The 21,589-nt window shown below is 52.2% G+C and carries 19 protein-coding genes and 2 pseudogenes; 7 read left to right on the top strand and 14 right to left on the bottom strand.

Annotation, left to right across the window (positions count from 1 at the left end; all coding sequences use genetic code 11):
• Positions 1–37: 37 nt before the first annotated feature.
• Complete coding sequence (locus tag CWI35_RS12025) at positions 38–499, bottom strand: hypothetical protein (RefSeq protein WP_119877800.1); 462 nt, start codon at positions 497–499, stop codon at positions 38–40.
• A gap of 82 nt (positions 500–581) precedes the next feature.
• Entirely contained in the window at positions 582–1,076 is a 495-nt protein-coding gene (locus CWI35_RS12020) for a hypothetical protein (RefSeq protein WP_236620416.1), read from the bottom strand.
• Positions 1,077–1,203: 127 nt separating this feature from the next.
• Between CWI35_RS12020 and CWI35_RS12015 the strand changes: the two are divergent.
• Together CWI35_RS12015 and CWI35_RS12010 are read left to right on the top strand one after the other, a co-directional pair.
• A pseudogene (locus CWI35_RS12015) lies at positions 1,204–1,626 on the top strand (IS1634 family transposase); the annotation flags it as partial.
• A 132-nt stretch (positions 1,627–1,758) separates the two neighbouring features.
• Positions 1,759–1,959: pseudogene (locus CWI35_RS12010) on the top strand (ATP-binding protein); the annotation flags it as partial.
• Between the two features lie 673 nt (positions 1,960–2,632).
• Here CWI35_RS12010 and CWI35_RS12005 read toward each other — a convergent pair.
• The 4 genes from CWI35_RS12005 to CWI35_RS11990 all read right to left on the bottom strand — a co-directional run bounded on the left by CWI35_RS12005 (position 2,633) and on the right by CWI35_RS11990 (position 9,055).
• A complete protein-coding gene (locus CWI35_RS12005; protein ID WP_119877799.1) occupies positions 2,633–5,842 on the bottom strand; it encodes an immunoglobulin-like domain-containing protein in 3,210 nt (1,069 codons plus the stop codon).
• Positions 5,843–6,214: 372 nt separating this feature from the next.
• Entirely contained in the window at positions 6,215–6,994 is a 780-nt protein-coding gene (locus tag CWI35_RS12000; protein ID WP_011232657.1) for a hypothetical protein, read from the bottom strand.
• A 45-nt stretch (positions 6,995–7,039) separates the two neighbouring features.
• Positions 7,040–8,392, bottom strand: coding sequence for a C40 family peptidase (locus CWI35_RS11995; protein WP_119877798.1), 1,353 nt, complete (start codon positions 8,390–8,392; stop codon positions 7,040–7,042).
• Positions 8,393–8,545: 153 nt separating this feature from the next.
• Positions 8,546–9,055, bottom strand: coding sequence for a hypothetical protein (locus tag CWI35_RS11990; RefSeq protein ID WP_119877797.1), 510 nt, complete (start codon positions 9,053–9,055; stop codon positions 8,546–8,548).
• A gap of 208 nt (positions 9,056–9,263) precedes the next feature.
• Between CWI35_RS11990 and CWI35_RS11985 the strand changes: the two genes are divergently transcribed.
• Positions 9,264–9,671, top strand: a complete 408-nt coding sequence (locus CWI35_RS11985; protein ID WP_063193357.1) for a helix-turn-helix domain-containing protein — start codon at positions 9,264–9,266, stop codon at positions 9,669–9,671.
• Positions 9,672–9,792: 121 nt separating this feature from the next.
• On the opposite strand, the gene ssb is transcribed toward CWI35_RS11985, so the two are convergent.
• On the bottom strand, positions 9,793–10,152 hold the full coding sequence (ssb, locus tag CWI35_RS11980; protein ID WP_011232661.1) for a single-stranded DNA-binding protein: 360 nt from the start codon (positions 10,150–10,152) through the stop codon (positions 9,793–9,795).
• 269 nt (positions 10,153–10,421) lie between these two features.
• Between ssb and CWI35_RS11975 the strand changes: the two genes are divergently transcribed.
• A complete protein-coding gene (locus CWI35_RS11975; protein WP_119877796.1) occupies positions 10,422–10,859 on the top strand; it encodes a YwpF-like family protein in 438 nt (145 codons plus the stop codon).
• A gap of 211 nt (positions 10,860–11,070) precedes the next feature.
• On the opposite strand, the gene CWI35_RS11970 is transcribed toward CWI35_RS11975, so the two are convergent.
• The 4 genes from CWI35_RS11970 to CWI35_RS11950 all read right to left on the bottom strand — a co-directional run bounded on the left by CWI35_RS11970 (position 11,071) and on the right by CWI35_RS11950 (position 15,305).
• Positions 11,071–11,733, bottom strand: a complete 663-nt coding sequence (locus tag CWI35_RS11970) for a class D sortase (protein ID WP_119877795.1) — start codon at positions 11,731–11,733, stop codon at positions 11,071–11,073.
• Positions 11,734–11,757: 24 nt separating this feature from the next.
• Entirely contained in the window at positions 11,758–12,657 is a 900-nt protein-coding gene (locus CWI35_RS11965) for a processed acidic surface protein (RefSeq protein WP_119877794.1), read from the bottom strand.
• A 381-nt stretch (positions 12,658–13,038) separates the two neighbouring features.
• Positions 13,039–14,415, bottom strand: a complete 1,377-nt coding sequence (locus CWI35_RS11960) for an aspartate kinase (RefSeq protein WP_119877793.1) — start codon at positions 14,413–14,415, stop codon at positions 13,039–13,041.
• A gap of 455 nt (positions 14,416–14,870) precedes the next feature.
• Positions 14,871–15,305: a DUF1284 domain-containing protein gene (locus CWI35_RS11950; protein WP_011232666.1), complete on the bottom strand. Its 435-nt coding sequence runs from the start codon at positions 15,303–15,305 to the stop codon at positions 14,871–14,873.
• Positions 15,306–15,737: 432 nt separating this feature from the next.
• Here CWI35_RS11950 and CWI35_RS11945 point away from each other — a divergent pair, with 432 nt between their 5' ends.
• From CWI35_RS11945 to CWI35_RS11935, 3 genes are all read left to right on the top strand, one after another.
• Complete coding sequence (locus tag CWI35_RS11945; RefSeq protein WP_119877792.1) at positions 15,738–16,325, top strand: hypothetical protein; 588 nt, start codon at positions 15,738–15,740, stop codon at positions 16,323–16,325.
• Positions 16,326–16,538: 213 nt separating this feature from the next.
• Entirely contained in the window at positions 16,539–18,059 is a 1,521-nt protein-coding gene (gene adh / locus CWI35_RS11940) for an aldehyde dehydrogenase (protein ID WP_063193361.1), read from the top strand.
• 221 nt (positions 18,060–18,280) lie between these two features.
• Positions 18,281–18,640 carry a DUF779 domain-containing protein gene (locus CWI35_RS11935; protein WP_015375908.1) on the top strand — a complete coding sequence of 120 codons (360 nt, stop codon included), beginning with the start codon at positions 18,281–18,283 and terminating at the stop codon, positions 18,638–18,640.
• 205 nt (positions 18,641–18,845) lie between these two features.
• Here the strand turns inward: CWI35_RS11935 and CWI35_RS11930 are convergent, their stop codons facing one another.
• From CWI35_RS11930 to CWI35_RS18285, 3 genes are read right to left on the bottom strand one after another with little or no spacing between them, the layout of a single operon-like run.
• Complete coding sequence (locus CWI35_RS11930) at positions 18,846–20,462, bottom strand: MDR family MFS transporter (protein ID WP_119877791.1); 1,617 nt, start codon at positions 20,460–20,462, stop codon at positions 18,846–18,848.
• Positions 20,447–21,370 carry a TetR/AcrR family transcriptional regulator gene (locus CWI35_RS11925; protein ID WP_119877790.1) on the bottom strand — a complete coding sequence of 308 codons (924 nt, stop codon included), beginning with the start codon at positions 21,368–21,370 and terminating at the stop codon, positions 20,447–20,449. Before CWI35_RS11925 ends, CWI35_RS11930 begins: the two co-directional genes overlap by 16 nt.
• Entirely contained in the window at positions 21,363–21,503 is a 141-nt protein-coding gene (locus tag CWI35_RS18285) for a hypothetical protein (protein ID WP_013146496.1), read from the bottom strand. The genes CWI35_RS11925 and CWI35_RS18285 overlap by 8 nt, the downstream gene beginning before the upstream one ends.
• Positions 21,504–21,589 lie beyond the last annotated feature (86 nt).

Below are 21,589 nucleotides of genomic sequence, written 5' to 3'. Positions count from 1 at the left end.
CCATTTCATATATATCTCAAACATTCCTGCTTCACCGTTAAATCCCTAGTTGAAGTTCGTGTACAGTATATTTGCTTTTTGTCACCACTCCCGGATGCCGCAATGTTTCATGCACTTTCTTATACAAGCGAACGTTTTCATTCATGACCTTCCACTCAACCGACCGTTGATGGCAAAACCCATCGATATCATTGTCGAGATGTTTCACATAGCGATAGGGGCCAATGATCCCGATGCTGAGCCACGCTCCATTGCGAACCAACACGATATCCCCTTGTTCCATCGTATGGACAAACGCCCAGATTGCGCCAAGAGCGTTGCCAAGCTTCGCCCCCGAATAATGGTACACGTTGCGCAATCGCTCTCTCAGTTCATCTTTGCTTATGCCGTCTAAATTGCCGATCAGCGGCCAGCCAATCCCAATGACCTGATCGCGAATGAATTCGTCGTACCGCTGAAACCCATGCGGTTTTGTTTTGATTTGAAATACATGCGCCATTCCTAATCCCCCGTTTCCCTCTTCAACCTCCGCCTTAGCCACACCGTCCCATCCATCGAAAAATGACACACACATAACCGCTTCAACTCTTTGCGTGCTTCTGAAGAACGGCGGTAATCGCCTCAATCGTTTCTTTGGCGGCATCCGTCAACGCTTCAAATTTAAAGGCAATCGACTGGGCGTTTGGATTGATGGCCGTCCCTTCGTTTTGATCTCTGCGAAACGCCGTGATGGCCTCCAAATCTTGTTTGAGGCCATCGGGAAGCAACGCTCGTTCGAACCTCCAACTGACAATGCAGGGCTCTTTCGCTGTGTAATCGTTGGATCCTTCATATTGTATAGCCCCGATGCGCTTCTTCCCTTTCTCAGAAGCGGCATCATTCATAAACAACTGCACGGTTTGCTTTGCATGGCCATCACATAAATGCAAGCCTGCTTCCATCGATTTGTTTGCGATGAAATGAAAAATGGGTGCAATGGCAAAGCGGTACTCGAGCACCTTCATCTTTTCGTCTCCTTTCTTTTCACGCAATTTTTTGCTACGATTAACTTCAGGCATTGTCAGCATCCTCTCCATCCTCCACTGTTTGGTTATGCGTTCACAACTTCCACAGTAGAGGAAAGGTTAGGAACTGGCAAGCCTTTTTTCTTTGCCTTACGCTCTGCACTTTACGTTGCAGAACTGTGTATTTTTATTTTGCACTAAACAATGGAAGGGTCAACAAATGGATGCAAAAGAGATCTTGAAGCTGTATAAAGGGCAGATCTCGGTGGAAATGAACTTCGCTTTTTTGAAAGATCCGTTTTTCACGGATGAGATTTACGTCAAAAAACCGGAACGGGTCGCGGTATTGGGCTATTTGTTTCTGTTAGCTTTGGCTATTTACCGCGTCCTTTAGCGCCGGGTGCGTTCGTTCATCACACCAGAATGCCCATTAAAGGGCGCCGGAGGCCGCAAGCTGACCCGACCGACGGGACAGGCGATTTTTCAGCTGTTTCCATATGTGAACGTCGTCCTGCTGGAGCTGCCGGATGGACGCATCCAACGCTCACTGGATCGCTCACTTACCCCTGAACAGCGAAGGATTCTGCAGGGGTTGGGGCTGGATGAGAGCATTTACGTGTAACGTCATACGGAACGACCAGCGATGGTAAAAAAAAGATTGCCATCGCTCGTTGTGTTGGTCAAAAAGTTATTCTGAAAAACTAAATAAAAAATCCTTTGTTTTGACCTTGTTAGGGTGCGAAATGTGAGGTTGCATATGATCGCCGACTGTTATGAGCGAAACAGCGTCATCGTGACGTCGAATCTGGAATTTGGACAGTGGAATCGGATGTTTGGGGACGACAACCGCTTGACAGCTGCTCTGGTCGATCGCTTGGTTCATCACGCCCACATCCTGGCCTTTACGGGAGAGAACTACCGCCTGCGAAACGCCCTCTCGGCCCCATCCAGCCGTTCTCTTCCCTCGGTCTGGAATCCTAAGTCTTGGACTGGCAAGCCTATGTATTTTTTTCTTGCACTTCTCTGCACTTTTTGCTTGCAAAAAACACCGTTCGGCCTGCACGACTTCCAAGTAGGACGTACAACGCAATGGAGCCCGGTCGATCATGAACAAAAATAGAAAGCCCGCCAACGCAAAACCGACATTGAGAGTGTGTTTGGACAAATCAAGCAAAATCGCAGGTTTCATCGCTTTGTCCTGCGAATCCTCCAAAAGTTTCCATCTAATAGGGCTGCTTTGTGTTGCCCACCATCTTCTCAAAAAAGCCGCTAGGGACAAGCAACAGCGCCCCTAGTCGCATAAATAACAGGATGAAGAGAGGTTAAATCTCACATTTCGCACCCTGAATAAAAATTCAAAATAAGCCTGATTTGAGTGAATAAAAATTAGTTATTTTACAATATTTGTATAAAAATTTATTTTTATGCGAATATTTTGGTTATTTTTTGTATATTATGCAAAGGTTGCGAAATATGAGTTAAATCTTCTTCTGTTTAACCAAATATGTAAAAAACAAAGGAGGACTAACTCCAAAAGTCCGCTTTTTGGCGGACTTTTGGGTCAGTCCCTTCGATACCTGTACGACATACTTCAGGGCGTGATAGGTACACCCCAATCCATCCCTAAATTAGTTTTTAACTACAGTTGTAGCATTATCAAATACTCCATCTGAATTAGCATCAGTATTATCGCCAACTGTAACTGTAAATGTTTGAGTTGCAGTCGATGCACCTTTAGTGATTGTTGCAGTTAATACTACAGTTTGTGCAGAAGATGTACGTGCTGGTGTAGTGTACGTTCCATTAGAGATTGTTCCTCCACCAGACGTAATTGCCCAAGTTACTGTAGCTCCATCTTGAGTAGACGGCAATGTAATTGTTGAAGTAGCACCTGTTGGATTTGTTACAGTCAAATTTAAGTTGGCTTTTGCTGTAGCAACTGTAGCAGCATCAGCTGCTGTTGCAGTAATGCCATCTTGAGAAGCTTTCACATTACGAGCTGCATCTTCAACTGGACCCACTAAAGCCACTTTCGGAGTTGCTGCTAAATCATTCGTTGTTTTCTCTTGGACTGTGATAGTCACCACATTGCCGTTTACAGATACTGATTTAACAGTATAACCTTCAATCGAGAAGTCTGAATCATTTACAGACGGCACATACAGATTTTCGCTGAATGTCACCTCAAAGGTGTCAACAAAATTGTCTCCGTCTAAATCTTTCGCTACAGCAGCTGTCATTTCTGGTGCATATTTATCAGCAACTGTTACACCGCTAGTGCCCAAATTTACGGCTGCACCGAAGCTGTTCTTAGCGTCAACATTGGAAGTTGCTGTTCTTACTTTTACATTCTGAACATTTGTTGGGATGTTGACGCTATTAGTAGTAGTCAAGGTAATGACAGACTTGCCATCTACTACTTCATTGGAAAGTCCGCCAGCTTGAGCCCAAGTGCTACCGCCATCAACACTAACTTCGAAGTCATCTGCTTGCGCGCCTGTAATGATTTCTTTGAAATAAAGTTTAATTGTATTTTTACCCGTTGCTTCTGCTTTATCAAATAATGGAGCAGAAACTGTCGACGGCACTTGAACATCCGTAGAAGCTGCAGCGATTGGATTACCAGCAGCATCAAGAACACGCAATACTTGAAGTGTCTTTCCTGCTGGATCTTGTGTTGCGTCGGTAAAGTCAAGGATTACAGCTTTATTTCCATCTACTGCTGTTACAGTAACTTTGCTGTCTAATGCTGCACCGCCAAACAAGTAGTTAAGTTTGTTTTCGATAGAAGCTTTGTCCATTACTTCGCTGAATACAATCTTAACCTTCTTAGCAGATAATAGTTGCGCTTGAGTACCATTTGTATTGTTGTTATCTAAGTCAGAAACTGTCGGAGGCACAACGTCTTTAACACTTACTGTTGTAGTGTAATCAGCAAGTTTATTTTCGTTAATAGACTTATCTTTTACGTTCTTGATTGTTAATGTGTAAGAACCGCCGTTTAACGTCGGTGTAGTAATTGTGAACGTTTTGTTATCAGTTGTGCTGACAGAAGTTAGATTCACTGTATTACCTGCTGCGTCTTTAAGTGTATAGTTGCCTAATACATCTCCACCAGTTACTTCTTCACTGAATGTTACTTTAATTTGGGTATTCGAAACAGCCTCAACTTTTGTCACTGTTGGAGCCACTGTATCTACAGTTACATTGCCTGTAATCGTTTGAGCAGGCACTTTGTTGCCCCAGAGGTCAGCAATTTGAGCGCCTTTCTCATCAACATAGCTTAAGAATAATTTGAACGGACCTTCTGGAAGCGGGTTGGCGAAATCTAAAGTGAGCTCTCTACCATTTAAAGTTTTTGTTGCTTTATATGCAGCAACACCTTTGTAAGTGTGATAGAATTCAACGTTTGCATCCATAACATTTGTTACATCTTCATTGAATTCAAGAACAATTTTCTTAGGAGACGCAGATTTAACTGTTACAGTTGGAGCTGTAGCGTCTGTCGCAAAAGTAAATTCTTTAACTACTTCCTCAACTTTGAAACCAGCGTAGTCCGCACCATCTTTTACTTTTAATTTATGGGTACCCGAAGCTGGTTGAGTGCCAAGAGTTAATACTGCCTCGTCAGAACCTGGAGTAAATGCTACGTTTACAATAGCAATTGTTCCATCATCCAATGTGAAGGTTGGAACAGTTGAAAGGATTTCAGAGAATTTTACCTTCAACGTCTTCGGTCCAATTGCTTCAACACTAGCAACAGTCGGAGCTGTTACGTCCAAGAATTTAACCGATTTAGTAGTTTTTCCGATCAATTCACCATTTACAGTTTTTACATTTTCAATTGTTAAATCGGCAGTTTGTTGCTGAGCAGCGCTATTAGTCAGTGTTAGGATAACTTCTTTGCCGTTCGCTTTTGCACTAGTTACTGTTAAACCGCTTGCACTTGGGAATGTATAGTTACCGACAGTTTCAGCAGTTGTTACATCCACATCTTTGTTGAATGTAATTTTAACTTGTTTAAGGTTAATCGCACTTACACTCTCAACCTTCGGCGTCAATGCCGCTTCATACGCCGCATTGGCGTCTTGTGCTGCTTTTTGCAGTTCAGCTTTGAACGCATCGGTTACTTTCGATACGTATTGGTTGACTTGGTCAAGCGCAGCTTTCGCTTTGTCCAAGTTGCCGGCTTTGACGGCGTCTTGCGCTTCACGAGCTTTCATGGCAACGGTGATGTCGTAGATCAAGCTGTCGCGCAATGCTTGAGCATCGGCTTTGAACGTCGAACGGAGGAGTTCGCGCGTCGTTTGGCCGTATACGCGATCGAGGATGACCGTGCGCGTTTTGAGCTCGTACGAAATTTTGTGGTAGAGCTCTTCTGCTTTTTTCAGATCTTTCGCATCGACGGCTGCTTTGAGTTCTTGACGCATCGCGTCTAATTTTGTCGCATAGTTGTAAGCGTCGATGTACGTAGCCACGCGCGCTTCGCCCGATTTCGGATTGGCTTTGAATACATACGTTTCGTATGTAGCTTGCAAGTCAGCCAAATACGCGTCTTTTTTCGCGCCGCCGGCTTTGTTCACAACGGCGACAGCGTTCGCATACGCTTGTTTTGCTTTGTTGTAGGCGGCGTATACATCGTTAATGTCCGGGAATTGGCCCGTTTCCGTTACCGTGTGGCTGTACGTATAGTACGCTTGCTTCATTTGCGCTTTCGCTTGGCTGACGACCGTCGCAACGTCCGTGGCTGCTTGGGAAGCATGCGGGTTGGCTGCGACGAAAGCGCTCGCTGCTACAGCGCTGGCTGTGGCGAGTTTGACTGCTTTCTTTTTGTCCATAAAGCCCAAAATCCCCCTTCGTTTTTATGAAACTTTAGAGCAATGGGTACTAAACGTTTCCGTTTAGTAGATTCATTGCCTAAAAGGTGCTAACATCAACCAATATCATCCTTGACGGCTAGATGCTGGGCTGATTAGAAAGCCTAGCATCTGTTGCTAGCACTTGAGCATAATTCCTCAATGCTCCACGTCTCCTATAATAATACATTTTTCTTCTAAATTCTAGTCCTAAATACAAATTTTTTAGAGAATATGCCTTTGAAATTATTGCCATCGATGGCGACATTGATATGAATATGCCTGTAACAGAAATTTAGAACGATATTTTGGCAGTTTGATGGTTTTGGTTGGCAAACATTTTGCGCAAAAACATCAATCGTTTTTCTTCACCGTGACGTCCATCGGTTGGCCAAGCGTCATTTTGACGACGTCATAGCGGTCATTCAAGTACAAATCGAGAAAGCGGAACTGTCCTGCGAATTGTTCCGGGCTGTTCGTGATGGAAAATTGCAGCTGCATTGCGTAATCGCCGCTGTTGGCGAGCTGTTCGGCGATTTTTTCGATCTCTTCCTTCGGCACGTTGTACGCTTTTAAGTAAGAGATCGAGTCGGCGATCGCTTCGGCGTTGTCGTTGAAGAAAATGGAGAGCGTCACCGTTGCGCCGTCGATGCGGCCTTCAAGCGGCAATGACATATTTTGGCCGTATAAGTACCAGCCGAACAGACGATTTCCTTTTTGCCGCTCAATGACGAACGGAACGGATTCATTTCCTGCCTGAAGAATGTATTGCCCTTTCAATGAGCGGGCGACAAGGGCGAGAAGTTCGTCTTTTGTGAACGGCACGTATTGGATGGCGTCCCCTTGTTTGGCATACAGTCCACCGCCGAGGCTGTAATAGACGGCGCCGCCTGCCCGTTTTTGGCTGTAGACGCGATACTCGCGCCCTTGTTTCACCGTCATGGCGGTCTGCCATGCCGCTCCGTTCAGGCGGTATAGAGGCGTGTCGCGCAAAATGACGACTTTGCCGATCATGCCTTGTTTCCATTGGACTTGCCCCCATTGGACGGCGGCGTCAACTGTTTGTCCATTTCCTCCGAGGGCGATGGCGGCGGCGAGGCAGATGGCGGCTGCCATTTGGGATGCATGTTTCATCTTCGTTTTCCTCCTCATTTTGGTCATCGTTGTCGTTCCAGCATGCTAAAATAACCGCTTCGCCCCCAAGTACCGCTGTTTCCAATACGGTTGGTCGAGGCGGCTCGTCGTCACGCCGGTCGAGGCGCCGCTATGGATGAACTGGCCGTTGCCGATATAGATGCCGGCATGCGATGGGCCGCTCGTGGTCGTGGCGAAAAAGACGATGTCGCCGACTTCCGGGGCGGAAACCGATGCGCCTGCACTCCACATCAAGGCGACGGTGCGCGGGATGGGGACGCCTTGTTGCTGAAAGAGATAGAAAATGAAGCCGCTGCAGTCAAACCCCTCTTCCGGCGCATCGCCGCCCCAAACGTACGGGACGCCGAGCAGTTCGGCCGCATCGGCGACGAGTTCGATGACGTCCAGCTTCGCCGCAGGGGCTTGTCCGATCAGGCGCTCGTATGTTTCGCCGTCCACGACGCCGGTTGCGGGGAGTTGGGCCGCTTGTTGGAAACGGCGGACGGCATCGGCGGTGGCGGTGCCGTAGTAGCCGGTGATGGCCGTCCAGAAGTAGCCGAGCTCTTTGAGCTTCGTCTGAATGCGCTTGACGTCTTCGCCGAGCGCGCCGATTGAGAGGCGAACCGCTTGACGCTCGCGTTCGATCGGTGCAGGGGAGGTCGTTTTCGCTTTTACTGCGCTCGCGAGGCGGGCGGCGGTTTGGTTGTCGACCGCGCCGGTCACTGGCAGGCCGTTGTCGCGTTGAAAGCGGCGGACCGCGTCGGCGGTCAGCACCCCATAGTAGCCGGTGATGTCCGAATACGTAAAGTAGCCGAGTTGTTTAAGCTGCTGCTGCAGCTTGCGGACGTCGTCGCCGCGCGAACCGATCGTCAGCGCGTCAGATGACGTGGCCGGCTGACTTGTTGCTTTTTGCTTCAGCCGCTCAAGCGTTGCCCGATCCGCCCGGCCGGTGGCGGGAAGTCCGTTCGCCTGTTGAAACTGCTTCACCGCATCGGCGGTCACCGCGCCATAGTAGCCGGTGATTTGCGGATAGCGAAAATAGCCGAGCTGTTTCAGCCAGCGCTGCAAATCACTGACGGCCGCACCGCGGGAACCGATGGCGAGCGTGTTGTTTGACGCAGGCTTTTTCAGCTTCGCGTAGGTGGCGTCATCGACGATGCCGGTCGCCGGCAAGTTCATCGCCCGTTGGAATGCCTTGACGGCTTCTTCGGTGATGGCGCCAAAGTAGCCGGTCGCTTTTGGGTATGTAAAAAAGCCTTGTTCCTTTAAACGCTGCTGGATTTGTGTGATTTCAGGGGAACTCATGCCTTTTTTCCATTCCGCCGCCTGGCTGTCATCCGGGGCAAGAAAAAAGGACGAAACCATGGCAGCGGCAAAGAAGGCGTGATTCGGTTTCACGGATGCGTCCTCTCCCTTCGCCGCCCCTTTCGTTTGTTGTCGTCTTGTCCTGAGTGGATGTTCAAGATGAGGCGCGGCAATGTTCTAATTTTCAGTATATCGTATGAAAGCCATGAAAGGAAATGCTTTTTTCCATTGGGAGAAGAAAGAAGATCATGAACCGGAATGGGGTGTTCCCCGTTTCGGACGCGACAGATTGGCGAACAAGTGCGACACACGCCGGTCATCGACAAGGTAAATCGACTGCAGCACTTCATAAATGAGCTGTTTTTCCATCGCCAGCCATTCATCTGCACGGATCGGGATGTATTTTTGCCTCGGTTCGTTCCACTCATAAAGGGCGACGGTAAACTTTTTTTGGCGAAGATCGAGCTTGACGATAAACATGTACAATTGGCTTGTGCATTTAAATACAAAATAGAGCTGAGCTTCCTTTGAGCAGGTGATCGTGCGGAACAGCGCCTCGCCTTCCGATGCAAAACGCATCCGTCCACCTTCATTTTTCAGCGAGCGCAGCGAATCGGTGAAACTGGCCGGGGCGATCGTTTTCAGCCGCACGGAAAACGGATTTTTCATTTCCTTAATATAGATACGGTACATGTTTTGCGTATGCTTCTGCCCGTTTCGTTCACAAATGACAAAATCGGCAAGATAGATATTCACCTTGACCCCCTCTTTTTGCTTATAAATTTCCTATTTTTAACTAATTGTACTATGTGTTTCCTGGGCAAAAAAGAGGCCGAACGACAGAATAATCGACAAATATGTTCTAATTTGGAAACGAAGAAATAAATGGTCCAAAAAGGAACAACCATTACCTCCGCGCTTTTCTATCTTTAAAGAGTAATGATGAAAAGCGTGGTGACAAACGATGACAAACCTTGGGGAAACGCTCAAACGATTGCGAAAAGAACGGCGCTGGACACAGGAAGAGCTGGCCGAGCAACTGAATGTATCGCGTTCGCAAATCAGCAAATGGGAAAACGGCAGTTTGCTTCCCGATGTGCAGTCGCTTGAGAAGCTCTGCCAGTTGTTTGACGTCAGCGCCGATTTTTTGCTTGGCGGCGAAACGCGCCAGCGCGAGCTGTTGCGCGAAGTGACGGACATGTACGGAACGGCGGACGTGCACGAAACAGTGCTGGCGGCGTTGGACTACTTGCTTCATAACCAAGAGATGAGCGAAGCAGTGTACACGCTCGCGAAGCTGCCGGATAAAAAGCGAAAACATGTCGAAACGATGATCATGACAATCGTAAAAGAGTGCTCCGAGCTCATGTAGCTCCCCCCGCACGCTGAAAAAAGCGCTAACAACAACGTGCTAGCGCCATCCGTTGGGGAGTGTTTGGGGACACGTTCTTTCTCTTGGGGATTCGCTTTGAAAGGCATGTATGGGGAAACGACTATACGTGCTCCGGCCATTCTGGTTTCTTGCCGGAGTGGAGAAATTGGACGGACTCCGCGACGACTTCGGTGACATAGACGCGTTGACCGTCTTTTTTATCGTAGCGGCGCGTTTGGATTCTCCCCGTCACCGCCACCATCGAACCTTTTCGGCAATAATTGGCGGTATGTTCCGCCGTTTTCCGCCATAAAACGCATGGAACGAAATCGGCGTCAATCCCCCCTTCCGCGTTGCGGAAATTTCTGGCCACCGCCAGTGTGACAGTCGCGACGGCAGCCCCTTCGGCCGTGTAGCGAAGCTCGGGATCTTTCGTCAACCGGCCGACCAACACGACTTGGTTGATCATGTGTTGGCGCATCCCCCCTTTCCTCCACCGCACCTTTATGATAACGAATCTCGTTTTGGGTCGTAAAATCGCGATTTTTGCATTTTTTGGCGCACTCTATAGATACAATCCAGCGAAAAAGGCGAAATCTTCGTCGACAATGGCGGGGCAAAATGGCGTTTTTGGCATCCGACGGAAAACATGCAGATCGTTTTTCAGCAACAGGGGCGGCATCCCGTTTTTCTTCCCTCGTCCGCCTGTGCTATAATCTTGGATAAGACAACGGTAACGAGGTGGACGAGATGAAAACGTTCAAGCTTGTCGGGCTCTCGGTCATCGACGACGACATGCACCGCCAAGACATCCCGTTTATTGACGGGTTGATCATCAACAAAGAAGACGGGCAAAACCGCTGGCTCGTGGAGGCGTATTTGGATGACGACTATGAGCCAATGTTTGTGAGCTTGCAGCGGCGTCCAGAATTCCAATTGCAAGTGACGATCACCCACACGAGCAACGACCCGGCCAACATGCTCGTCGCCGTCCGTTCGATCACGAAAATGAACGGCCACATTAGCGTCTTGATGGAAGGGCTGATGATCCCGCGGCGCACCCATTTGGCGGAAGTCGTGCTGGCCGGCCTTGTCAAGAAAGGGCTGCAAGGCGAGGCGCTGCTCAAAGAATTCCGCCAGCAAATGGATGAGCGGCAAGGCGTGAGAGCGAGGGACGGACGGACATAATAAAAGGCTAGAGAGCGCGACTCTCTAGCCTTTTTGTATATCCATCGAGATCGCACGGCCATCAAACGTGGGCAGCGAAATCGACATGCACGAACGAAACCGGACAGTGTGGGCAGGTCGCCGATACGCGCCATTGACGCGCGACAGCTTTCATTCACTGACGCATCCCTCGCCAAAGCGAATGCTGTCCATGTCCATTGGCATGGACAGCTTACCATTCATTGTGAACGCGTTCCAGCGAAACGGTCTGAACCGGGCGGGCGGTGACGATGTAGCGCTTCGGGGCGCGGCCGATGAGACGGAACGGATAGCACGTCGTCACCGTCAACGTCGGACGTGCCTTGTTGACGAGAACGGTCCGATCATCGTCATCGACGATGCGGATGCGGACGATGCGATAATGAACAGCTGTGTCCGCCGCCCGGATGACGAGGGCATCACCGATCCCTAGTTCCCCAAGGCGGCGAAACACCGTGTCGCGATGCCCTGACAGCACGACATGCCCCTTTCCCCCCGGCCAAGCGCTGGCCGGGTAATGGCCGACGCCGCGGCGCAGCTCTTGCTCGCGGACGCCTTCGTATACCGGGATCGCCACCCCGAGCTTCGGAATGACCAGCTCGCCAAGATGCGCCCCCAGCGGAGCAGCAGCTTGTTCAACCGGACGGCGGGACGCGTGGGCGGCTTCGGCCGCCGATGATGGAGACGAGTCCAAGGCAGGCAAGCGGACCGCCTCTTGATTCGCTGCTTTCCAGCCAACGATGTACCAATAGCCGTTCCAACCTGCTGTTGCCGCTCCGATGGCGACAACGGCTGCGGCCGCCCAGCGGGCAGCTTTGCGTTTCCATCGATACCGAGGCGCATCTTTTTTCCACACTGTCTGCTCCCTCTTCACAGCCGCTCACCCTTTAAGGCGCCCCGCCCGCCGGTAAAGGAGAGCGCCTGCGACAGCCAGCAGCAACCCGGCCGCCGCCTGCGGCAAATACGGCGACGCCGTCTCCGGCAGTTTTTCCCCATACATCTTTCCTTTCATCTCGACAGCGAGCAGCCCGGCGTCAATGCCTTTCTCCCCCGCGCGGACGATGTAGCCTGATGTGAGCATCTCCCGCGTTATGGCGATATCGGCGACCTTCTCGCCTTGGCGGGTGTACAAGCGAACATGGATGGGCTTCGCTCCGGCCGTCTTGATGTCCGGCACGTCCGCCTTAAGCTCAAGCAGGCGAAGCCCCTCTTCCCACATCGCCCGCAGTTTGTGGCGCTCTTCATCCGTCCACGGCCCTTCCGTCTCCGCAAACGGGCGCAGCCGCTCACGAAGCGCCAAAAGCCGCTCTGCTACCTGCGGGTCGTCAAGCGAGGCGATATGGCGGGTGAAGGCGCGCACTTCTTGTTCCGTCATCCCGAGCACCCCAAGCAAGTCGTTGATTTGCTGCATGGCGGCGTTGTGCTGCGAGTAAAAACGGATGGCCCGGTCTAAGTCTTCGACAAATGTGTAGTCTTGCACCGTTTCGCCAAACTGGCCAAGCAGCGCCTCGAGCTCCTCGACCGTCAGCCCGTGCCGGCGCAGAACGGCATGAAGCCGCTCGTCGGTGATGGGCGTGCCAAGCCATTGTTTCAGTTCATCCATGGTGCGAAAATCGGCGGCTGTCAAGCCGTATCGATCTAAATAGTCCAACAAGTCGCTCACCGTCCAGCCGACACTCTCAGCGTACTGCTCCAGCTCGCTTCGGCTGATGGCCGCCGCCCCAGCCGGAAACGAAGCGAAAACAGCGACAAGCACAGCCATTCCTAGCCATTGCCGCATTCGTTCTTCCTCCCTTCCGCTTTCTTTGACGTACATTGGTAGTATTTTCCGAACATGCCGCTCTTATGTACGCCAACGAGCGAAAAAAGAAGAAAGCTCGGCCTAGAGCGCTTGAACGTTCTCCCACCTACGCAAACGCTTAGAGATGGGAGATTCTCGGGGACACCTGCCATAAGGCAGACTGCCAGCTAGACCATCCCCCGTCTGTCCCTGTGACTTGGCTGTTCCAACGAAGTCCTTCTTTCAAGATATTTTGAGCGGCGTTGGGGGACATCCATGATGGAAGACGCTGATTCATTCCCCCCTTCGGCTGATCGCGTGAAAGCGGGGGCTTCTCGGTACATAAGAACAGGCGCCCGAGTTTCGGACGCCTGTTTCGCGTTAGGAAAGGTGGCTTACGGTTGCCTGTTGGAAGTAGGCGTTGTACAAGGCGCGAACCGCCTCGTTGACGACTTCTTCTTTGACGCCGAACATCATGCTCACTTCGGACGAACCTTGGTTGATCATCTCCAAGTTGATGTTGGCGTTGGCGAGCGCAGTCGTGGCTTTCGCCGCCATCCCGATCGTTTTTTCCATTCCTTCGCCGACGACCATAATGAGCGCCAAGCCGTACTCAATCGTCACCTCATCGACGGCAAGCTCTTCGCGGATGCGGGCGAGGATGCGCTCCTCTTTTCCGTCCGCGAGCTGATCCGCCCGCAAGATGACCGACATGTTGTCGATGCCGGACGGCGTATGTTCGTAGGAGATGCCTTCGTCTTCTAAAATTTGCAGCACACGCCGGCCAAAGCCAATCTCACGGTTCATTAAGTATTTGCTGATGTTGATGCTGCAAAAGCCAGTGTCGCTTGCAATGCCGGCAACCGGTTCCTCGATGTGGTTGCGCTTGGCGACGATCCACGTGCCTGGAGCGGCCGGGTTGTTTGTGTTTTTTACGCAAACGGGAATGCCGGCGCGATAGACCGGCTCCAGCGCCTCGTCATGGAAGACGGAAAATCCGGAATACGACAACTCACGCATCTCGCGATACGTGATTTCTTTCAGCTTGCGGGCATCGGCGACGATCGACGGGTTGACGCAATAAATCGAATCGACGTCAGTAAAGTTTTCGTACACGTCCGCTTTGACGCCCGCGGCGACGATCGAGCCCGTAATATCCGACCCGCCGCGCGGGAACGTGACGATATGGCCCGATCGGGAATAGCCGAAAAATCCTGGGATGACCAAAACGCCACGCCGTTCGCGCAGCTGCTTCAGTTTGTCATACGACTCCGGAAGCACTTGGGCGTTGCCCGGCTCATCGGTGACGATAATGCCGGCTTCAAGCGGGCTGACGTAGCTCGCCTCAAGCCCGCGATCTTGCAGATAGAGCGCCATGAGCTTTGCGTTATGGTCTTCGCCGCTCGCTTTCATGGCGTCAAACAACCGAGGCGGCTCGCTTCGATAGGCGCTGATTTTCGACTGCAAGTCATCGACAAGCTCGGCCAAAAAGCCGTCGGCTTCCAGCCCCAGCTCATTGGCGATGTCCGCATACCGCTTCACGATCGCTTCCATTGTTTCCCCATGCGGCTCGCCAGCCACAACTTGTTCGGCCAGCTGGATGAGCATATCGGTCACTTTCACATCGTCCTTGTACCGTTTCCCCGGCGCCGACACGACGACAATGCGGCGCTCGATATCCGAGCTGACGATGTCGGCCACTTTACGGAATTGTGCAGCGCTCGCCACCGAACTTCCACCAAATTTGGCTACTTTCATCGTTCATGACCCTTTCTGTCGAAAGTCTCTATAATTGTTTATCATATCACATTTTTCCGCCCATGGGACTATTCATTTTTTAGAAATTTCCGCCAACGTCCCAAAACGCCGCCATCGCCGGCCATGACTCTTTTCAAAACATATAGATGCCACTTGAAGCTTTACCATTTGCCGCTTTTACCGAGCATTGGATCGACTGCCTGGCGACCGAACAACGCCGCTTTCAGCCCCAGTATGGGTCTGTGAAGCGGATGGTTGTTCGGTCTTCCAAGCTACAGGCTTGCCCTCGACAGTCGAAAATGGACAAACCGCTTTTCCGTCAAGGATATGTTAAACTTCTTCGTTGCATCTATCAGATGCCGCTGCAACAGGCCCCCCGCCTTGACAAACGAATGACGGCTCAGCGCAGCGCCGTGTTCCCATCGTCCTTCGATTCTTTTTCCGCAAATCACTTCTCACGTTTGCGCCACATTGCCGCGGCGGACGTTGGCGATTCCTTCTTTGCAGACGCCGTACGGCAGCCACGAGCAGTCGCGGCATAACTCGTCCAAATCATCCGGCTTGACCCGTTCCGCCGTCCGCCGAATCAGTTCGGACTTCCAATACACGTTGCCTGGCTCCAAGCCTAAATGGCGAATGACGTTTCCGTCAAGCGAACGGACGTGGGCATCGGAATTTGGGCCGGCTTCACACGTTGTCTCCCCATGATGCGGGCAGGCGAGGCACGCCTCATCGAGCGCCGCGACGACTTCAATCGGGAAATCGTCGTGTTCATCGCGAATGCGGGCCACGATCTCCCACATTTTTTCCACGAACGACGGGCTGTAGCCCATGCCGCGAAACCCGTGCACACAAAGCAAATGATGACCGCGCAAACGAACCGGTTTCATCTTTATCTCCCCCTTCCTTTTTTCCGGATGACCTTTGACCAACCGAACCGTGTCGAAGTGAACATTTGGAGATGGGAGTGTCTGTTGGCAGTACTTGGCTTCCACACACAACAGACAGACCTACGCTCGATGTTTGACGGTTGCAACGTTTCCTGCAACCAACTCCATACATCGAGCAGCCGTTATTGGAGTGCCTTTATTGAACGGTTTTCTCCACGTCTTTATTCTATCATACACAAAAGAAAGGGGGAACGCGTATTCCTCTCCCACTTACTCCCTTTGGTCGTTGAAGTGGGAGTCTCCTGCGCGAAATAGAGATGAAACGATGGATCCCAATCTTCGCTCAAACCGCCGTTTTCCTCCGTCAATTCGGAAAAATAACGGATCTGCTTTATCCCGACAGCCGTCATGATACAATGAGAACAGGGAACGATGTTGCTGGGAAAGGACTGGCTGATCATGACGAAAGAAGAATTGGCACGCTCGCTTTCCGTCTTGCTTCATGAGCTGACGAAATCATGGCGGAAAGAAAAAATTCATTCTGATGTGCTCGAAATCATTATGAAGCTGCGCATTCAAACCGATGACGACGAGCAATACGTTGCCGATCTGCTCAACAACATCGCGTTTGCGAGCGAATCGGCCCATGCGCTCAAGCAAATTTGGGGCTATATGCTGCGCGAGCAAACCTTTCTATCGCCACAGACGATCGAGGCGATGCTCGCGGACGCCCAGCGCAAGATCCAGCGCCGGCTGTCCGAGATGACAGCCCGCTATGAGCGGCCGTTTTTATCCATCGACGATCCGCTCGAGCGGAAACGCCAACTTGAGCGCTCCTACGGCGCGCTTCTTTTGTTCAACCGGATCGCCACCGACTTTTTGCTTGAGTTCGTCCGCGAAGAAAACGAAACGGCCGCCAGCACCTTTTTTGCAGCTGACCCGAACGAGGCGATCGAAGTGTTCCACCATCTTTGCAGCGTCTACGCAAGCCGCTGGCTGGAAGGCTTGGAAGTCGATTGATGGCCGAACCGTCGATTCAAGTCCTTGAAGCCAACCAAGGGCGCCCCAAACGCAACGGGGCGCCTCTTCTCATCACCATCTATACGGCTGCATGGACATTTTCGATTTGACAGTATTGTTCAGTCATGATATTGTATTCATTGGAAAGAATTTTTATAATATTCTTTCCTTTGTAAGCGAATACAAAAAACTCAAATGGAGGAGGAATCGGGGATGATCTACGCACAACCAGGCCAGCCAGGCGCGCTTGTCACATTTAAAAAGCGCTACGAAAACTTCATTGGCGGCAAATGGGTGCCGCCGGTCGACGGCGAGTATTTCGAAAATATCACGCCAATCACCGGACAGCCGTATTGCGAAGTGCCGCGCTCAAAAGCGGCGGACATCGAACTGGCGCTTGACGCCGCCCATGCGGCAAAAGACGCATGGGGACGCACGTCTCCAGCGGAGCGCGCCCGTTTGCTGAACAAAATCGCCGATCGGATGGAAGAACATTTGGAAATGCTGGCCGTCGCCGAAACGTGGGAAAACGGCAAGCCGATCCGCGAGACGCTCGCGGCTGACATTCCGCTTGCCATCGACCATTTCCGCTATTTTGCCAGCTGCATCCGCGCGCAAGAAGGCACGATTTCAGAAATCGATCACGACACGGTCGCCTATCATTTCAAAGAACCGCTCGGCGTCGTCGGGCAAATCATCCCGTGGAACTTCCCGATTCTCATGGCGGCATGGAAACTCGCCCCGGCATTGGCCGCAGGCAACTGCGTCGTCTTGAAACCGGCGGAGCAAACGCCGACGTCGATCCTCGTTCTCATCGAACTCATCGAAGATTTGCTCCCACCTGGCGTCGTCAACATCGTCAACGGCTTTGGCTTAGAAGCCGGCAAGCCGCTCGCCTCGAACCCGCGTGTGGCGAAAGTGGCATTCACCGGCGAAACGACGACCGGACGGCTCATCATGCAGTACGCCTCGCAAAACATCGTGCCGGTCACGCTTGAGCTTGGCGGCAAGTCCCCGAACATTTTCTTCGCTGATGTGATGGACAACGATGACGAGTTTCTCGATAAGGCGCTTGAAGGGTTTACGATGTTCGCTCTGAACCAAGGCGAAGTGTGCACATGCCCGTCGCGCGCCCTCATCCATGAGTCGATTTACGACGTCTTTATGGAACGGGCGCTTGAACGCGTCAAGCAAATCAAGCAAGGCAATCCGCTCGATACGGAAACAATGATCGGCGCCCAAGCCTCCTCTGAACAGCTCGAGAAAATTTTGTCATACATCGACATCGGCAAACAGGAAGGCGCCGAACTTTTGATCGGCGGGGAACGGAACATACTGGAAGGGGAGCTCGCCGGCGGCTATTACGTCAAGCCGACGATTTTCAAAGGACATAACAAAATGCGCATCTTCCAAGAAGAAATTTTCGGCCCTGTGCTCGCGGTCACGACGTTCAAAGACCACGACGAAGCGCTTGCCATCGCCAATGAGACGCTGTACGGCCTTGGCGCCGGCGTCTGGACGCGCGACATCAACACCGCGTACCGCTTTGGCCGCGGCATCCAGGCTGGCCGCGTCTGGACGAACTGCTACCACGTCTATCCGGCCCATGCGGCGTTCGGCGGCTACAAGATGTCCGGCATCGGCCGCGAAACGCACAAAATGATGCTTGACCATTACCAACAAACGAAAAACTTGCTCGTCAGCTATTCGCCGAAAAAACTGGGCTTGTTCTAATACTCACCCACCCGCTCTTTCATCGCCTCCTCGTTTTGAGGCGAAGAGCCCACCATACCATGTTGACAAGGTGTCCCGGTCCGTTTGGGACACCCTCTTTTACCTTGATGACATTGCTGTTGTTTCACTCATTCTCCGCCAAGCGGCGGGCCGCCGATCCGCCGATCGACCGTCCATACCGAAAACAAACGAAATGCATGAATGCAAAGGAGGGACACCCAATGGCTGAAGAACCGAAAGTCATCGCCACCGAAGCAGCGTTAGCGTTAATCGAAAAGCTGAAAGCAAAGTACGGCCCGCTCATGTTCCATCAATCCGGCGGCTGCTGCGACGGCAGCTCGCCGATGTGCTACCCGCTCGGCGAGTTGATCGTCGGCGATTCCGACGTTTTGCTTGGCGAAATCGGCGGCTGCCCGTTTTACATCGCCAAGGCGCAATATGAATATTGGAAGCATACGCAGCTCATCATCGATGTCGTTCCGGGGCGCGGCGGCATGTTTTCGCTTGAAGGCCCGGAAGGCGTCCGCTTTCTCACCCGCTCGCGCGTCTTCGGCCAAAGCGCGGATGCAGGCGCGCCGTAGCCGCCCATTGCGGAACGCTGCTGTAAAACCGCCATGCGCGATGCATGAATCGCTTGGCAAATGAGAGTCATGGAGCTTGCCTGCTTCCATTCGCCCATCCGCCCCCGCCGCATGCTTTATCACCTCCGGGGCGGTTTGTTCGTCGCGGCAAAAAACGGCGGCCCGCCTTCTCGCCGAAAAGGCGCGGTCCGCCGTTTCCTTTTCTTCACTCAGTCTCTTTTGCCTGCTTCAACGGCTTCATCGCCTCAGCCCGATCGGACAAGGCGATCCGTTTCAAGCCGAACACCAAAAGCAAGCCCACCGCGATAAACGCGAGCCCGAACCAAAAGACCGCCTGCAGGGAATCGACAAGCGACTGCTTCAGCACCGGCACGAACATGTCCCGAAGCGGCGCTGGAATTTTCGCCATCGCTTCTGGACTGAGCAAGACGGAATACAAGCCTTGCGGGTCGGTATGAATCATATCAGCAAAGCGGTCGACAAGCCCTTTCGCCTGCGCCGGCAGCGCTTGGAGCTTTGGCATGAGCCGCTCGTCAAGCAAGACGCTCGACCGGTGGTTCATGATGGCGCCAAGCACTGTCATCCCAAACGTCCCGCCAATCGAGCGGAAAAATTGGCTCGAAGAGGTCACGACGCCAAGCTCCGATTTCGGGAAGCTTTCTTGCAAGGCGAGCGTCAAAATCGGCATCACAAGCCCGGTGCCAAGACCGAGAATAATCATATACATCGTCGCCGTCCATTTGGACGTATCGACATCCATCGTGCCAAGGAGCCCGAATGCGGACGCCATAATGATCATGCCGGCGATGAGTTGCGTTTTCACTCCGATCCGATACACCAAACGGCCGCCAACGACGCTGCCGATGATCATCGTAATCATCATCGGCGTCATGATCGTCCCGGACTGGGTGGCGCTCACGCCGATGATGCCTTGCATAAAAAACGGCACAAACATAATCGCGCCAAACATGCCGACGCTCATGAAAAAGCCGATGCCATTGAGCAGCGTAAACGTCCGATTGCCAAACAGCCAAAGCGGAAGGATCGGCTCTTCGGCCCGCTTTTCCGCCCAAACAAACAAAGCGAAAAAGACAACGGCGGCCGCAAACAGCGAGACGATTTGCCACGACCCCCACGGATATCGGTCGCCGCCAAACGTCAGTCCCAACAGCAGGCTGACGACGCCCACGGTCAACGTCGCCATCCCGGCGATGTCAAATTTCACCGGCCCTTCGGCTTTATATTTGCTTAATCCCATGGCAATCAGCACCGTGGCGAGAATGCCCACCGGCAAGTTGATGTAAAACACCCAGCGCCAGTTCAAATGGTCGACGATAAAGCCGCCGATTTGCGGGCCCAGCACCGAAGCAAGGCCGTACAAGCCGCCGAACACCCCTTGCCATTTCGCCCGCTCCTTGCCGGTAAAGACGTCGCCGATGACGACCATGGCCATCGGCATCATAATCCCGCCGCCCAGTCCTTGAATGCCGCGGTAAATGATGAGCTCGGTCATATCGTTCGCCATGCCGCAAAGCGCGGAACCAGCCATAAAAATGACCAACCCGCTCACATAGACAATCCGACGACCCAATAAGTCGGCGAGCTTGCCGGCGATCGGCACGACCGTCGTTGACGTGAGCATGTACGCCGTTGTCAACCACGTCATGACACCGAGTCCGCCAAGTTCCCCGACGATGCGCGGCATCGCCGTTCCGACAATCGTCCCGTCCAACGCCGCAAAGAGCATCGCAATAATGAGCCCGGTGATCAGCAACGGGCGATGACGAATAGTGCTCGTCGGCACTGCTATCGCTTTTTCCATACTTCTCTCTCCCATCCGTTTTGTCGTTGGTATTCATCCATTTCTTTGACCAATGCATCCAAAGCCGACGCCAGTTGAGGCGCCTGTTGATGCCGCAAATACAACAGCAGCGCTTCGACGATATAGGCGCGCGGCGGCTCATTGCGCCCAAGCAGCTCCTCCTCCAGCGCCGCTATGGCTTCCAGCACATCGTTCCCCTGCTTCGGATTGAGTCCATTGGCGGCCTCCCGGACGGCGGCGAACGCCGAAGTCAGCCGCTCCCGCTGACGCTCGCGCTCACGCTTCTCCAGTTCCATCCATGGCGCAAGCGCCTCCTCGGTCAAAAGCGGGCGCTCATCAGCCGTGAAGCTGGCGACAATCGCATCAATGCGCCGCACAAGAAAACGAGCTGCCTCGTCCGCATCAAACGCCTCCTCGCGAAAAAAGAAGTAAAACAAATATTGCCGGATGATGCCGTTCGTCATCATGGCCACATCATACACATACGGACCAACCGCCTCGCCATAGACCTCCGCTAGGCGCGTGCAATACCATAAAAAAAGGCGCCCATGCTGGCGGAACATATACCGTTCCACTTCCGGATTGACTTTCGGCAATTGCTCCGACATCATCATACGCAAAAAGTCTTTGTACTCGCGAATGTGAGAAAAATGGGCAGCCAGCTGGCGAGTAAACCGTTCTTTTTCCGTCCCTTCCCCGCCGTCCGCCATGAAATCAGCGACCATTTTTTCGCTGTAGTAGCGGAGCACCGAAAGCAACAACTCCTCCTTTGAGGCGAAATGGTGATAAAACGCTCCTTTGGAAATCCCCCATGCCTCGACCAAATCTTGAATCGACGTCTCATGATACCCTTTTTCGGCAAACAATTTCATTGCCGCCTCAATAAATTGGACGCGCCGTTCATCCATGGCAACGACTCATTCCTTTCCCATTCGCTGTCATCCATTGCCGATACGACGGCAACACCGCGCGCGGTTTCACGAAATCAACCCGTACGCCGCGCTGTTGCAGCCATTCAACCAACCGTCGAACATCGGTCATTGTCCTCGCCTCCATATCACTCATGACCGGATGGTCAAACTAATTATAAACTAATGTTATACAGATTTGCAACTCAAAAACGATAT

This window comes from [Bacillus] caldolyticus (assembly GCF_003595605.1).
Taxonomy (GTDB): domain Bacteria; phylum Bacillota; class Bacilli; order Bacillales; family Anoxybacillaceae; genus Geobacillus; species Geobacillus thermoleovorans.
Note: the sequence above shows the minus strand (reverse complement) of the source record. Positions and strands in the feature narration are given on the sequence as shown.

Coding starts and splice junctions, on each gene's coding strand:
- ssb (WP_011232661.1), bottom strand. CDS start 10,152: ATGCGCCAACACATGATCAACCAAGTCGTGTTGGTCGGCCGGTTGACG.
- CWI35_RS11950 (WP_011232666.1), bottom strand. CDS start 15,305: ATGAAACCGGTTCGTTTGCGCGGTCATCATTTGCTTTGTGTGCACGGG.
- CWI35_RS11960 (WP_119877793.1), bottom strand. CDS start 14,415: ATGAAAGTAGCCAAATTTGGTGGAAGTTCGGTGGCGAGCGCTGCACAA.
- CWI35_RS11985 (WP_063193357.1), top strand. CDS start 9,264: ATGACAAACCTTGGGGAAACGCTCAAACGATTGCGAAAAGAACGGCGC.
- CWI35_RS12000 (WP_011232657.1), bottom strand. CDS start 6,994: ATGAAACATGCATCCCAAATGGCAGCCGCCATCTGCCTCGCCGCCGCC.
- CWI35_RS11925 (WP_119877790.1), bottom strand. CDS start 21,370: ATGGATGAACGGCGCGTCCAATTTATTGAGGCGGCAATGAAATTGTTT.
- CWI35_RS18285 (WP_013146496.1), bottom strand. CDS start 21,503: ATGACCGATGTTCGACGGTTGGTTGAATGGCTGCAACAGCGCGGCGTA.
- CWI35_RS11975 (WP_119877796.1), top strand. CDS start 10,422: ATGAAAACGTTCAAGCTTGTCGGGCTCTCGGTCATCGACGACGACATG.
- CWI35_RS12005 (WP_119877799.1), bottom strand. CDS start 5,842: ATGGACAAAAAGAAAGCAGTCAAACTCGCCACAGCCAGCGCTGTAGCA.
- adh (WP_063193361.1), top strand. CDS start 16,539: ATGATCTACGCACAACCAGGCCAGCCAGGCGCGCTTGTCACATTTAAA.
- CWI35_RS11945 (WP_119877792.1), top strand. CDS start 15,738: ATGTTGCTGGGAAAGGACTGGCTGATCATGACGAAAGAAGAATTGGCA.
- CWI35_RS11930 (WP_119877791.1), bottom strand. CDS start 20,462: ATGGAAAAAGCGATAGCAGTGCCGACGAGCACTATTCGTCATCGCCCG.
- CWI35_RS11965 (WP_119877794.1), bottom strand. CDS start 12,657: ATGCGGCAATGGCTAGGAATGGCTGTGCTTGTCGCTGTTTTCGCTTCG.
- CWI35_RS12025 (WP_119877800.1), bottom strand. CDS start 499: ATGGCGCATGTATTTCAAATCAAAACAAAACCGCATGGGTTTCAGCGG.
- CWI35_RS11935 (WP_015375908.1), top strand. CDS start 18,281: ATGGCTGAAGAACCGAAAGTCATCGCCACCGAAGCAGCGTTAGCGTTA.
- CWI35_RS12020 (WP_236620416.1), bottom strand. CDS start 1,076: ATGGAGAGGATGCTGACAATGCCTGAAGTTAATCGTAGCAAAAAATTG.